13 protein-coding genes and 1 pseudogene are annotated in these 12,348 nt (G+C 74.7%); 7 read left to right on the top strand and 7 right to left on the bottom strand.

The features are described 5' to 3' along the window. Together ACH4E7_RS12475 and ACH4E7_RS12470 are read right to left on the bottom strand one after the other, a co-directional pair. A complete protein-coding gene (locus ACH4E7_RS12475) occupies nt 1-1,131 on the bottom strand; it encodes a PP2C family protein-serine/threonine phosphatase (RefSeq protein ID WP_396249005.1) in 1,131 nt (376 codons plus the stop codon). A gap of 232 nt (nt 1,132-1,363) precedes the next feature. Next, on the bottom strand, nt 1,364-1,960 hold the full coding sequence (locus tag ACH4E7_RS12470) for a TetR/AcrR family transcriptional regulator (protein ID WP_396249004.1): 597 nt from the start codon (nt 1,958-1,960) through the stop codon (nt 1,364-1,366). A 136-nt stretch (nt 1,961-2,096) separates the two neighbouring features. Between ACH4E7_RS12470 and ACH4E7_RS12465 the strand changes: the two genes are divergently transcribed. Beyond that, nucleotides 2,097-3,071, top strand: a complete 975-nt coding sequence (locus ACH4E7_RS12465) for a zinc-binding alcohol dehydrogenase family protein (RefSeq protein WP_396249003.1) — start codon at nt 2,097-2,099, stop codon at nt 3,069-3,071. Between the two features lie 70 nt (nt 3,072-3,141). Here the strand turns inward: ACH4E7_RS12465 and ACH4E7_RS12460 are convergent, their stop codons facing one another. Further along, nucleotides 3,142-4,008, bottom strand: a complete 867-nt coding sequence (locus tag ACH4E7_RS12460) for a helix-turn-helix transcriptional regulator (protein ID WP_396249002.1) — start codon at nt 4,006-4,008, stop codon at nt 3,142-3,144. Nucleotides 4,009-4,122: 114 nt separating this feature from the next. On the opposite strand from ACH4E7_RS12460, the gene ACH4E7_RS12455 reads away from it, so the two are divergent. Together ACH4E7_RS12455 and ACH4E7_RS12450 are read left to right on the top strand one after the other, a co-directional pair. Further along, complete coding sequence (locus ACH4E7_RS12455) at nt 4,123-5,613, top strand: MFS transporter (RefSeq protein WP_396249001.1); 1,491 nt, start codon at nt 4,123-4,125, stop codon at nt 5,611-5,613. Nucleotides 5,614-5,787: 174 nt separating this feature from the next. Further along, on the top strand, nt 5,788-6,519 hold the full coding sequence (locus ACH4E7_RS12450; protein WP_396249000.1) for a sigma 54 modulation/S30EA ribosomal C-terminal domain-containing protein: 732 nt from the start codon (nt 5,788-5,790) through the stop codon (nt 6,517-6,519). 59 nt (nt 6,520-6,578) lie between these two features. On the opposite strand, the gene lpdA is transcribed toward ACH4E7_RS12450, so the two are convergent. Beyond that, nucleotides 6,579-7,985, bottom strand: coding sequence for a dihydrolipoyl dehydrogenase (lpdA, locus tag ACH4E7_RS12445; RefSeq protein WP_396248999.1), 1,407 nt, complete (start codon nt 7,983-7,985; stop codon nt 6,579-6,581). 268 nt (nt 7,986-8,253) lie between these two features. Continuing rightward, complete coding sequence (locus ACH4E7_RS12440; protein ID WP_396249112.1) at nt 8,254-9,825, bottom strand: M28 family metallopeptidase; 1,572 nt, start codon at nt 9,823-9,825, stop codon at nt 8,254-8,256. Nucleotides 9,826-10,041: 216 nt separating this feature from the next. On the opposite strand from ACH4E7_RS12440, the gene ACH4E7_RS12435 reads away from it, so the two are divergent. Further along, entirely contained in the window at nt 10,042-10,218 is a 177-nt protein-coding gene (locus ACH4E7_RS12435) for an antitoxin (RefSeq protein WP_396248998.1), read from the top strand. Between the two features lie 9 nt (nt 10,219-10,227). Here the strand turns inward: ACH4E7_RS12435 and ACH4E7_RS12430 are convergent, their stop codons facing one another. Continuing rightward, nucleotides 10,228-10,422 carry a hypothetical protein gene (locus ACH4E7_RS12430; RefSeq protein ID WP_396248997.1) on the bottom strand — a complete coding sequence of 65 codons (195 nt, stop codon included), beginning with the start codon at nt 10,420-10,422 and terminating at the stop codon, nt 10,228-10,230. Between the two features lie 73 nt (nt 10,423-10,495). Here ACH4E7_RS12430 and ACH4E7_RS12425 point away from each other — a divergent pair, with 73 nt between their 5' ends. From ACH4E7_RS12425 to ACH4E7_RS12415, 3 genes and pseudogenes are all read left to right on the top strand, one after another. Then, complete coding sequence (locus tag ACH4E7_RS12425) at nt 10,496-11,086, top strand: TetR/AcrR family transcriptional regulator (protein WP_396248996.1); 591 nt, start codon at nt 10,496-10,498, stop codon at nt 11,084-11,086. Then, entirely contained in the window at nt 11,083-11,301 is a 219-nt protein-coding gene (locus ACH4E7_RS12420; protein WP_396248995.1) for a hypothetical protein, read from the top strand. Before ACH4E7_RS12425 ends, ACH4E7_RS12420 begins: the two co-directional genes overlap by 4 nt. Nucleotides 11,302-11,316: 15 nt before the next feature. Continuing rightward, nucleotides 11,317-11,811, top strand: a pseudogene (locus tag ACH4E7_RS12415) (MFS transporter); the annotation flags it as partial. 84 nt (nt 11,812-11,895) lie between these two features. Here the strand turns inward: ACH4E7_RS12415 and ACH4E7_RS12410 are convergent. Continuing rightward, the gene (locus ACH4E7_RS12410; RefSeq protein ID WP_396248994.1) at nt 11,896-12,216 is read right to left on the bottom strand and encodes a GNAT family N-acetyltransferase; all 321 of its coding nucleotides are present in this window, start codon (nt 12,214-12,216) and stop codon (nt 11,896-11,898) included. Nucleotides 12,217-12,348 lie beyond the last annotated feature (132 nt).

The following is a 12,348-nucleotide window of genomic DNA, read 5'->3' as shown; positions in this document are numbered from 1 at the left end:
TCAGTCCAACAGCGCTTCGAGGGGGCGGCGGACGGCGAGCAGCGCGGTGTCGTCCGTCCGGCGACCGCCGGTGTGCCGGACGACGGCGGCGGCGAGCTCGTCCACCAGGCGCTCGGGGTCGGCGGCCCCGGGCAGGCCGGCCAGGCGGTCCAGGTGCGCGCGCAGGTCGAAGAAGGCACCCTGCCGGTCACGGGCCTCGGTCACCCCGTCGGAGACGATCAGCACCGTCTCGTCCTCCGCCAACCGCAGCCGCCGGACCTCCGGGAGCCCGCCGGCCAGCTGGGCGAGGCCGATCGGCGCACCGCGGCCCGTCGGCAACTGCCGTACCCCGGCCGGGCCCAGGACATGGGGGCCGTCGTGGCCGAAGTTGACCATCTCGATCTGCTCCGGCGCGTCGCCGGGGAACCAGATGACCACCGCGGTGGCGAACCGCTCCTCGCGCCCGCCCAGTTGGGCCACGAGCCGGTTCTGCCGGAGCAGCCGTTCCTCCAGCCGGGCGGCGACGGTGGCCAGGTCCTCCTCGTGGAAGGCGACCTCCCGGAAGCAGCCGACCACGGCCGCCGCCATGGAGACGGCCGGCAGTCCCTTGCCCTGGACGTCGCCGAGGATGACCCTGGCGCCGAAGGGGGTGGCCACGACGTCGTAGAAGTCACCGCCCACCCGGGCCTCGATGTCCGCCGCCAGATAGCGCGCTGCCGAGTCCACGCCGCCCCAGCCCGGCGGCACCGGCCTCAGCACCACCTGCCGGGTGGTCTCGGCGGCGCCCCGCAGGTGATGGACATAGGCGGCGGCCTGGGCGCGGAAGACGCTGATCGGCACCGCCAGGACGGCCCCGGCGATCACCAGTAGGAAGTCCTCGGTCCCCTGGGACTTGGCCCAGATGCTGTCCAGCGCCGGGTAGCCGGCGATCGACAGGCAGGAGAACACCACGGTGAGCTGCGGGCCGCAGAGCCCGGCGGCGACCACGGGGACCAGGACCAGCCAGCTGACGGAGGCGAAGGAGTGGGGCGTGAGCCCGTCCACCACCACGACCGCCACCAGCAGCGCGGCGGGCACCAGCCAGGAGCGGTGGCCGTACTGGACCAGCACCGGTAGCGACTGCTGCTGCGCCTTCGCGGACCGCTCCCGCAAGCGCCCCTCCACTCATCCGCTGATCCGACGTTGCGACGGTCCGCGCGGCCCCCGACGGGCCGCCCCGGTCCCCGCCGGGCGCACGGCTCCGGGGCGGAGAGGTCACGCCCCAGGTTAGGAAGCGCGGCCCATCGAGGGGCGCGCAACGGCCTCGCGCCCTCGGCTGCCGCCCGTTCGGCCCAGTCGGCGGGCCCGGATCACCGGGCGGACGCCGGCGGTCGACCAGCGGACGTCAGCGGTCGACCAGCGAGGTGGCAAGCTCCCGCAGCCCGTCGGCGAGCCGCTGCCCCTCGCCCCGCTCCATCAGCCGCAGGATCGGGTCGCTCTGCAGGGAGCCGAGCAGGAGGTGGCCGAGAAGTTCGGCGTCCAGGTCAGGCCGTTGTTCGGCGATCAGCGCGCTCAGGTGGCCGTGCCAGGACCGGTAGACCGGGTGGTCGCGGGGCGGGCCCTGGTCGGGCGGCCTCGGGGCGGTGGCGGCGGCGTGGCCGAGCGCGGCCAGCAGGCTCTTGTTCCGGGCGACGACGGCGACCATCGCGTCCAGGAAGGCGAGCATCCGCTCCCGGGGCGGGGCGCCGGGGCCGAGCGGCGGCGGCCCGCTGCGCAGGGCCTCGTCCAGGTCGAGCGCCCGCTCCTGCATCAGAGCGAGCATCAGGCCCATCCGGCTGCCGAAGCGGTGGAAGACCGTCCCCTTGCCCACCCCGGCGGCGGCCGCGACCTGTTCCATCGAGATCTGCTCGGGCCGGTGGCCGGCGAGCAGTTCCTCGGTGGCCCGCAGGATCGCGCGCCGGTTGCGGATCGCATCGGCGCGTTCGCGTCGGCCCTCGGTCATGGGCTGCCCGTCCCTCGTCGTCTCGTACCCGTGGATCGTACCCGTGGACAACTGGACCGACGGTCCAGTACGGTCCCCGATGGAAGCTGACCGCCGGTCCAGTTAACTCCGGGCCGGCCCCAACCAGGGAGGCACCATGCGACGAATCCGGTACCACCGGTACGGCGGCCCCGAGGTCCTGACGGAGGAGGAGGCCGACACCCCGACCCCGGGGCACGGCCAGGTCCTGCTGCGCACGGAGGCGATCGGGGCGAACTTCGTGGACACCAGGTTCCGGCGCGGCGCGCCCGCCGGATCGGTCTTCCGCCGGCCGCTGCCGGGTGTCCTGACCGGCGATGTCGTCGGCACCGTCGAGGCGGTCGGCCCCGGCACGGCCGAGGAGCTGCTCGGGCGGCGGGTCGCGGCGCTGGCCGAGGACGCCTTCGCCGAGTTCGTCCTCGCCGACGCCGCCTGGCTGGCCCCGGTCCCCGACGGACTCGACCTCGGCGCGGCCAGCATGCTGCCGATGGGCGCCCCGGTGGCACTCGGCGCACTACGCACCGGCCGCGTCGCCCCCGGCGAGACCGTGCTGGTCCACGCCGCCGCCGGCGGGATCGGCCACCTGGCCGTCCAGCTCGCCAAGGTGCTCGGCGCGGGCACCGTGATCGCCGCCGCCGGCTCGGCGGCCAAACTCGACTTCGTCCGGGAACTCGGCGCGGACGTCGCCGTCGACTACACCGCCCCCGACTGGACCGAGCAGGTCCGCGCGGCCGTGCCGCAGGGCGTGGACGTCGTCCTGGACTCGGTCGGCGGTCAGATCCTGCAACGCGGCTTCGAGGTGCTGGCCCCGCTCGGCCGGGTGGTGGTGTACGGCGCCGCCGACGGCGAGCCGGGCAGCGTGCCCGTGATGCGACTGTTCGGCCTCCACGCGGTGACCGGCTTCTCACTGCTCGCCTGGCGCGCGGCCCGACCGGAGCTCGCCCGCCGGGACATCGAGGAGTCCGCCGAACACTTCGCTTCCGGTCGGCTGCGCACCGCGGTGCACACCCGCCTCCCGCTCGCCGAGGCGGCCACCGCCCACCGGCTGCTGGAGGAGCGCTCCCAGCTCGGCCGCATCCTCCTGCTGCCCTGACCCGAACGGCGCCGGGGGCGGCCCGGCCCCGGCGCCGGCCGTCCGTACCGGCCCCGCGGGCGAAACGCCGTCACCGGCCGGCGGGTTCGGCGGTGAGCGTGCCGAGGAGGCTCAGCGCCTCCTCGGCACGGCTCCCGGGCGCGGCCGTGTAGACCACCAGCAGCTGGTGCGCGGCGCCCGGGGCGCGGAAGGTCTCGTAGTCCAGGGCGACCTCCCCGACGGCCGGGTGGTGGAAGCGCTTGGAGCCGTGGCTCTTCTCGTGCACCTGGCGGCCCGCCCACAGGGCGCGGAACTCCGCGCTGCCGAGGGAGAGTTCACCGATCAGCCGGACCAGCCCGGGATCGTGCGGCCGCCGCCCCGCGGCCATCCGCAGGATGCCGACGGTGGTACGGGCGGCCTCCGGCCAGTCGAGGTGGACCTCGCGGGCCTCGGGGTCGAGGAAGATCCGGCGCGCCATGTTCCGCTCGTGCGGCGGGAGTCGGGGGAAGTCCGCGATCAGCGCGGCGGCCAGGCGGTTCCACGCCAGCACGTCGTTGCGGTCGTTCATGACCAGGGCGGGGGTGGTCGCCATCGCCTCGACCACCCGCCGCAGCGCCGGGCGCAGCGCCTCCGCCCTTCCCGCGGCTTGCCGTCCCGCCGCCGACCGGCGCGGCGGGCGGGCCAGGTCGTACAGGTGGGCGCGCTCTGCGGGGCCGAGCCGCAGCGCCCGGCCGATCGCGTCCAGCACCTCGTCCGAGGGCCGGTCGGCGCGGCCCTGCTCCAGGCGCACGTAGTAGTCGGTGCTGAGCCCGACCAGTTCCGCGACCTCCTCGCGCCGCAGCCCCGGCACCCGGCGGCGAGCGGTCGGCGGCAGCCCGGCCTCCTCGGGGGTGAGCAGGGCACGGCGGGCGCGCAGGTACTCGCCGAGGCTGCCGGCGAGCGGGTTCGGGTCGGCCATGCGCTCCAGTATGGGGGCGCGCCACGGGGGCGCGGGGGCCGGAGGGTGGCCCTGTCGGACCCAGGGAACGGGACTCCCTTCCATCCGTCGGCACCACCCGCCGAACATCGCCGCATGACCACGTCTCCACACCTCCTGACGGCGACGGACGCCGGCCGGGGCCACTACTGGGCCACCGTCACCGCGGTCGGCTGCGCCAGCATGATGCTGCCGTTCTCGGTGACCGGCGCCGCCGTCGCACTGCCCAGCATGGCCGCCCGGCTGGGCGCCTCGACCGACGCCGCCCAGTGGATGCTGAACGCCTTCAACATCACCTTCGCCGCCCTGCCGCTGGCCGCGGGCGGTCTCGCCGACCGGATCGGCCGGCGCCGGGTGCTGCTGGCCGGGATCGCGCTGGTCGGGGCGCTGTCCCTGCTGGTCGCGCTCGCGCCGTCGATGGCGGTGGTCGACGCGGCCCGCGCGGTGCAGGGGTGCGGGGCGGCGGCCGTCCTGGCGGCGGGCGCGGCGGTGCTGGCCGACTCGACGTCGGGGCGGCGCCGGCAGCTGGCCTTCGGGGTGCTGGGCACCTCCTTCGGCACCGGCCTCGCGGTGGGGCCCCCGGCGGCCGGTGCGCTGGTGCAGGCGGGCAGCTGGCGCGCGGTGTTCCTGCTGGTCGCGGCACTGGCCGTGCCCGCCTATCTGTGCGCCACCCGGGCGCCGGAGTCGCGCGCCCCGGACCGCCCGCCGATCGACCTGGCCGGGCTGGGCTGCTTCACCGCCGGGCTCGCCGCGCTGTCGTTCGCGCTGGTCCGGGCCACCGGAGCCGGCTGGGCGGCCCCGAGCACCCTGCTGCCGCTGGTCGGCGCGGCCGCGCTGGTGGTCGCCTTCGTCGTGGTGGAGCTGCGCCGGCCGGAGCGGGCGATGTTCGACGTCCGGTTGTTCCGGCGGCCCGAGTTCCTCGCGGTGGTGTGCCAGCCGTTCACCGTGACCCTCGGCTTCGTCGTGCTGCTGGTCTACCTGCCCGCCTACCTCCAGGGCGTGGGCGGGCTCGACGTGCTGACCAGCGGTCTGCTCCTGCTGCCACTGACGGCACCCGTCCTGCTGCTGCCGCTGCCGGCCGGTCGCCTCGCGGCGGCGCTCTCCGTCCGTACGGTGCTCACCGCCGCCTCGGCGCTGATCGCGCTGGGCGCCCTGCTGCTGCTCACCGTGCGCGGCGACGCCTCCTGGACGGCGCTGACGGTGCCGCTGCTGCCCTTCGGGGCCGGGGTGGGGCTGGCGTTCGGGGTGATGGACGACGCGGCGGTGAGCACCGTGCCGGTGGAACGGGTCGGCGCCGCGGCCGGCATCTTCAACACCCTGCGGATCACCGGCGAGTCGGTCGCGGTCTCGGGCGCGGCCGCGCTGCTCACCACCCTGACCGCCGCCCACCTGCCCGGTCTCCCTCCCGGCGAGGCGGCCCGGCTCGCCGCCCACGCCGTCCAGGGACAGGTGGACCCGGCCCGACGCGAGGCGCTCGCAGCCGGGTTCACGGGGGCCCTGCACGTCCTGGGGGTCGTCCTCGCCGTGCTGTCCGCGGCGGGGGCGGTGCTCACCCACCGGGCGCTGCGGGAGCCGGCCCACCGGTGAGCGGACGGTCCGCCCGGCCCTGGGGCGTGTCGTGCGGATCTTCGCCGGGGGCTCGGACCGGCCGACCCTGGTCGTGGGGTCGTTCGGCCCTGGCCCAGGGCCCGGACCGGCCGGGATCCTGGTCGCCGGTCGCGCCGAAGGGACGCGTCGGACGGCAGCGAAAGGGCCTGGACGATGGGCGAGTTGGTCACGGTGGGGGCGTTCGAGGGCGGGCTGGCGGGTGAGGCGCTGGCCGAGGCCCGGGCGCGGGTCGCGGCGGCCGCGGCGCTCGCCTCCGGCGCCGGGACGCTGGTGGAGTCGCTGCGGGTCAGGCTGGCCGGTGTGACCGGTGGGGTGCTGGCGCAGGCGAACGCCGAGGTGGACGGGCGGCGGATCCGGGTGCAGCGGGCGGCGGCCGGGCTGGGCGACTCGCTCGACCGGGTGGCCGACTCCCTGCGCGGCAGGATCCGGGCCGTCACCGGTGCCTGGGCGCCGCGCCCGTGGTCGGCGCAGGCGGCCCCCACTCCCCGGGTGCCGCCCACGGGCGGTCGCCGGATCGTCCGGCGCAAGCAGCCCTCGCTGGTGTGGTGCTCGCCCGAGGCGGCGGCCCGGACGATGGACGCGATGGACTACGACATCCACCTGTTCACCGACCCGGCGACCGAGACCGACGCCGTGGTCTACCGGGTCGGGCCGACCGGCTACCGGCTGGCCCGGACGCTCCCGGCCGGTCCGTCCGGCCGCCGCACCGCGCCGATCACCCTCAGCCCGCACGGCGCGCCGCTGCTGACCGAGCAGCAGGCGGTCGACCGGTTGGAGGCCGCCGAGCTGCCGTTCCTGTTCTTCGCCCACCCCACCGACGGCCGGGGCCGGGTGCTCTACCGGCGCTTCGACGGCCAGCTGGGCCTGATCGCGGGCCGGGTCTGAACCACGCGTGCCCCGCCGGGCGGGATCCCGGCGGGGCACGGCGTCGGATCTGTTGTCCGTCACATGTTGATCATGTGACCGGCCAGGCCGTGGATGGCCTCCTTGACCGCCTCGCCCAGGGTCGGGTGGGCGTGCACGTTGCGGGCGACCTCGTGGACGGTGAGGTCCCACTGCTGGGCCAGGGTCAGCTCGGGCAGCAGCTCGGTGACCTCGGGGCCGATCAGGTGGGCGCCGAGCAGCTCGCCGTGCTTGTCGTCGCTGATGACCTTGACGAAGCCGATCGGGTGGCCGAGGCCGTGCGCCTTGCCGTTCGCGGTGAACGGGAACTTGGCGACCTTGACGTCGTAGCCCAGCTCGCGGGCCTGCGCCTCGGTGTAGCCGAAGGAGGCGATCTGCGGCTGGCAGTAGGTGGCGCGCGGGATCATGACGAAGTCGACCTCCATGGTCTCCGCCCCGCCGATGGTCTCGGCGGCGATCACGGCCATGGTCTCGGCGGCGTGCGCCAGCATCAGCTTGGCGGTGACGTCGCCGATCGCGAAGATGTGGTCGACGCTGGTGCGGCCGCGGCCGTCCACCGCGATGGCGTTGCGGTCGGTCAGCTTGACCCCGGCGTTCTCCAGGCCGTAGCCGTTGACCCGCGGCGCGAAGCCGATCGCCTGGAGCACCTTGTCGGCCTCCAGCACCTGCTGCTGCCCGTCCTTGGTGACGGTGACGCGGACCTTGGCGTTCGGGTCGCTGTCGTCGATCGACTCGACCCGGGTGGAGGTGAGCACCTCGATGCCCAGCTTGCGGTACTGCTTGGCGAGTTCGGTGGAGACCTCGACGTCCTCCAGCGGGACCACGCGGTCCAGGAACTCGACGATGGTGACCTTCACGCCGTAGTTGTGCAGCACGTAGGCGAACTCGACGCCGATCGCGCCGGCGCCCGCGATGATGATGCTCTCCGGCAGCTGCTCGGTGAGGATCTGCTCCTCGTAGGTGACCACGCGGTCGCTCAGGCTGGTGCCGGGCAGCAGGCGGGTGGTGGCGCCGGCCGCGATGATGCAGTGGTCGAAGGTGACGACGTCGAAGCCGCCGCCGCTGAGCGCGACCTGCAGGGTGTGGTCGTCGACGAAGGTGCCCCAGCCGTCGTACTCGGTGATGCCGTTCTTCTTCATCAGGTAGTGGACGCCCTTGACCCGGCCGTCGGCCACCGAGCGGCTGCGGCGGAAGGCCTCGCCGAAGTCGAAGCTCACCTGGCCCTCGACCTTAATGCCGAAGGTCTTGGCCTCCTTGGTGAAGATGTGGGCCAGCTCGGCGTTGCGCAGTAGGGCCTTGGAGGGGATGCAACCGACGTTGAGGCAGACGCCGCCCCAGTACTTGGCCTCGATGACCGCGACCTTGAGGCCCAGCTGGGCCGAGCGGACGGCGGCGGTGTAGCCGCCGGGCCCCGCGCCGAGGACGACGACGTCGTAGTGCGTGCTCATGTTGCTGACTCCTCCGAGGGTGTCACGGTGTCGTGATCTCGGTCCCATGGTGTCAGGACCGGGCTCGGCGCACCCACCGGGTCTCGGCGGATGCGCTCCGCGCGGCACCGTACAGGGCACGGGCCCGGATTGTCAGTGGCGTCCGCTACGGTGGCTCGCGCCCGGCCCCACCAGGAGCGATGTCGGAAGGGAGGCTCCGGATGGACGGTATGCGCACGGCAGGCGGGTGGGCCCGCCGCCCGAGGACGGCAGCGGGCCCACCCGGGCGTCAGGCGGTCACCTCGTGGGCGTCGGCCCCTCCACCGGAGCCACTGCCCGTACCACTCATACCCGCGCCGGCCGCGGTCTGAGCGGCCGGGCTCCGGGCCGGTACGGGCCGCTGCAGCGAGGAGAGGTCCCAGGCGTAGGTGCCGACGGCGTGGGCGATCACGCCGATGTTGACGTCGAAGGCGTCCATGTCGATGTTGTCCAGGTCGTCGCAGGCCTGGTGGTAGCAGGCGTCGAAGGCGGTGCCCGCCGTGCCGCCGTAACGGGCCGCCTGCTCCGGGGACTTGATCACCTCGGCGCCGGTGTCGGTGCCGCCGGCCGGGATACCCGCGTCGATGAACGGCCCGTAGTCGGAGCGGCCGTTGAAGGCGGAGGGGTCGTGCGGCAGCTCGCGGCCGTCCAGGTACTCGGTCAGGTCCCGCTCGATCTGCGCCGAGCCATCGGGTCCGGCGCCGCCGCCGGCACTGCCGGAGCCGTTGTAGACGAACTGCGCGTAGTTGGGGGAAGCGATCATGTCGAAGTTGAGGTAGAGCCGGATCCTCTTCCGATCCGCCTCGGCGAGTGACTTCACGTACGCCTCGGAGCCCCGGAGGCCGAACTCCTCGGCGGACCACCAGGCGAACCTGACCTTGTTCCTCACCGGGCGGACGCCGAGGTTCCTGGCGACCTCCAAGATGCCGGCCGAGCCGGAGCCGTTGTCGTTGATGCCCGGCCCGGCCGGGACGGAGTCCAGGTGGGCACCGATCATCACGGTGTTCTCCGGGTCGCCGCCGCGGGTCTCGGCGATGACGTTCCAGGTCTTGCGCGGCTCCATGACGGTACGGAGGTCGAGCTTGATCCGCACCGGCCCGGCGGCGGCCTTCGCGGCCAGCGCCTCCCCGGCGGCCTTGGTGATCCCGCCGGTCGGGACCTTCCCGGCGGTCGGCTCGCCCAGCGTCCCGTTGAGGTCGCCGTCGGCGTTGTTGTAGACGATCGCGCCGACGGCCCCGGCCGCCGCCGCGGCGGCCTGCTTCTCGGCGAAGCCGCACCCGCCGCGCCGGATCAGCGCGATCCGGCCGGTAACGGCGCCGGCCGGGTAGTCGGCGGGCGCACAGCCGGTGGTGGCGCTGACCGGTGCCACGGCCAGGTCGGCGGTCAGGCCCGCCTCCGGGCCGCTCACCGAGTACGTCATGGCGATCACGGGCACCGACTCGGCCTGCGGGGACACCACGTCCAGGCGCTGCGACCGCGCCTCGAAGAAGGTGTACGCGAACTCCTGCCTGGACACCTTGAGCCCGGCCCGCCGCGCCTGCTCGTAGATGTACCGCGCGGACTCGTCGTGCCCCTTCGAACCGGCGGCTCTGGTACCGCCGTTGCGGTCGGCGAAGCGTTGCAGCGCGGCCAGCGTCTCGTGCGCGTCCTCGGCGCTGCTGGCCTCGACCAGGCGCTCGGCGAGCTTCGCACCCCGGCGCGCCGGGTCCGGGTCGGCGTTCGCGCTGCCGGTGCCGACAAGCAGCAGCGGGGTGACGAGGGAGGCGACGGTCAGCGCGGCGCCCGCGCGGCTCCGGTGACGGACGGTGCGCGGGCGCGGTATCGGGGTGGCCTGGCCGAACGGGGTGGAACGGTCGAACGGGGAGGTCTGACGACGGCTGCGCAGCTTCAAGGCGACTCCTTCCGACGGTCCGTGAACTCACGATTTGACATGACCGGGACCGCCTTGCCAAGCCCGCCGCGCGGCCGCGACATGCGGAGGACGGCATCCGCGGTGATCCTGGAGAGGTGGGGGCCTCTCATCCAGGAGGGTGACCGCATGTCCATGTTGGATAAGCTCAAGAGCCTGCTGAAGGGGCACGAGGAGCAGGCCGAGAAGGCCGTCGACAAGGCGGGGGACACCGTCGACGAGCGCACTCAGAGCAAGTACAGCGACCAGGTCGACGCAGCCCAGGAGCACGTCAAGGACCAGTTCCGCGACCAGCCGCCGCAGTAGCGCGCGGCGTCAGTACCGGTCGGCCGGGCCGGGCGTCGGCGTCATCGAACCGCCACCCCGGTCCGGCCGCCGTTCCGGTTCCCCGTCGGCCTCCCCGCCCGCGCCGCAGTTCTCGCCCGGCCCCGGGCCGGGCCGCTCGCGCAGCCGCCCGCACTCCGGGCACACCCGGTCCAGCCAACAGGCCGACTCGCCGCCTTCGTCCATGCCCCCGATTCTGCCCGGGGCGGTGCCGGAAGTGTGAGTAGACATTGTCTACAACCGCTGGTAGACAGTGTCTATGACTGATCAGGACAGGGACCTGCGCGCCCGGCTGGTGGCCGCGGGCGTCGAGTTGGTGGCCCGGGACGGCGTCAACGCGCTCGGCCTGCGCGAGATCGCCCGCCACGCCGGGGTCTCGCACGGAGCGCCGCGCCGCTACTTCCCCACCCACCGCGAGCTGCTCGCCGCCATCGCCCGGCACGGCTTCGGCAAGCTCACCGACGTCCTGGCGGGTGCCGACGCCCTCACCGCCACCACCGGCGCCGACGCGCGCACCCGCCTCGACGCCCTGGCCCGCGCCTACCTCGGCTTCGCGGCGGCCAACCCCGGCATGTTCGAGCTGATGTTCCGTCACGACCTGCTGGAGGGCAGCGGCGCCGAGCTGCGCCGCACCACTCTGCCGCTGTTCCTGACCTTCGCCGGCCTGGTCGCCGAGGTCCACCCCCGGTGCGACGATCCGACCGCCGCCACCGCCGCTCTCTGGGCCAACCTGCACGGCCTCGCCCAGCTGCGCGCCTGGGGCAGCCTGCGGCTGGTCACCGGCGGCGAGGACGTCGACCCGCTGCTGCGCGCCGCCCTGGACGCCCACCTCGGCCCGGCCACCCGGTGACACCCCGACGCCGCCAACGGCTCACCCTCGCCGCGAGCATCACCGGCGCCGTCCTGGTCGCCGTCGACGGCACCGTGCTCACCGTCCGCACCGCCCGTCCGCTGCTGCCCGCCGCCCTGCTCCGCTCACCGGCCGTGGGCCCGGCGCTCGGCGTCCTGCTCGCAGCCTCGGCGGCGGTGTTCGGGACGCTCTTCCCGGCCACCTACTTCCTGTAGGACGTCCTCGGCCTCGACCCGCTGCGGAGCGCCCTGCGGGCGGCACCGCTCGCGGCGGCGATGATCCTGGCCGCGCCCGCCTCGGCCCGGCTGGCGAAGCGTCACGGCACCCGCGACACCGTGCTGTTCGGGATGGCAGTGATCACCGCGGGCGCGCTGCTCGTCGCACGGCTCGGCCCGTCCTCGGGCGCCGTCGCGATCGGTGGCTGCTTCCTGCTGCTCGGCAGCGGCTTCGGCACGGTGATGGCCACCGCCACCTCGGCCGTCGTCCGGGGCGTGGCCGCCGCCGAAGCGGGTGTGGCGGGCGGCCTGCAGCAGACCGCGATGAACATCGGCCCGGCCCTGGGCGTCGCCCTGGCCACCACCCTCGCCGGCCGAACCGCACCGGGCGCGGCGCTCACGCCCGCCGCGCTGGCGACCGCCGCCGTGGCCGCAGCGGGGCTGCTGCTCGCCACCCGGCTGCCGGGCCGGGCCGCCGCCCAGCCGCAGGAAGCCTCCGGGCGGCGGTAAGGCGCCCGTGACGCACCCGCCAGGCCGAGCACCGACCTGGTCCGGACGCCCCGGTGGAGCGTCCGGACCGGGTCGGTGGGTGGGTCACCTCACGTCGGCCGTGGAGACGACCACCACCTTCGCCACCGAGCCGTCCTCGTCGACCGAGTCGCGCAGGTGCCGGAAGCCCAGCCGCTCGCACAGCGCCAGGCTCGGGGTGTTCTCCGCGCCCACCAGGCTGTAGACCTCCTTGAGACCCAGCTCGTCGGCGGCGTAGCGGATCAGGCCCCGGACCAGTTCGGAGCCCAGGCCCCGGCCCCAGAACTCCGGGACGAGGGCGGCGATCAGCTCATGGCCGTCGACGTTGCCGGTCCGCTTCACCTCCGCGTGGCCGGCGTAGGCGCCGTCCAGCCACAGGCCCCACACGTCGAAGATCTCCTTGGGGTAACCGTGCGGTGACCACCCGGTTTCCCGCGCTCACGCCCGCCGGCCCGCCGATGTCACGTTCCCCCGCACCGCCCTGTCCACCTGACGGGTGCGGCCGTTCCGCACCACCGC

Origin of the sequence: Kitasatospora sp. NPDC018058 (assembly GCF_044327205.1) — a bacterium.
Taxonomy (GTDB): Bacteria; Actinomycetota; Actinomycetes; order Streptomycetales; family Streptomycetaceae; genus Kitasatospora.
This window is presented reverse-complemented; position numbering and strand designations above follow the sequence as displayed.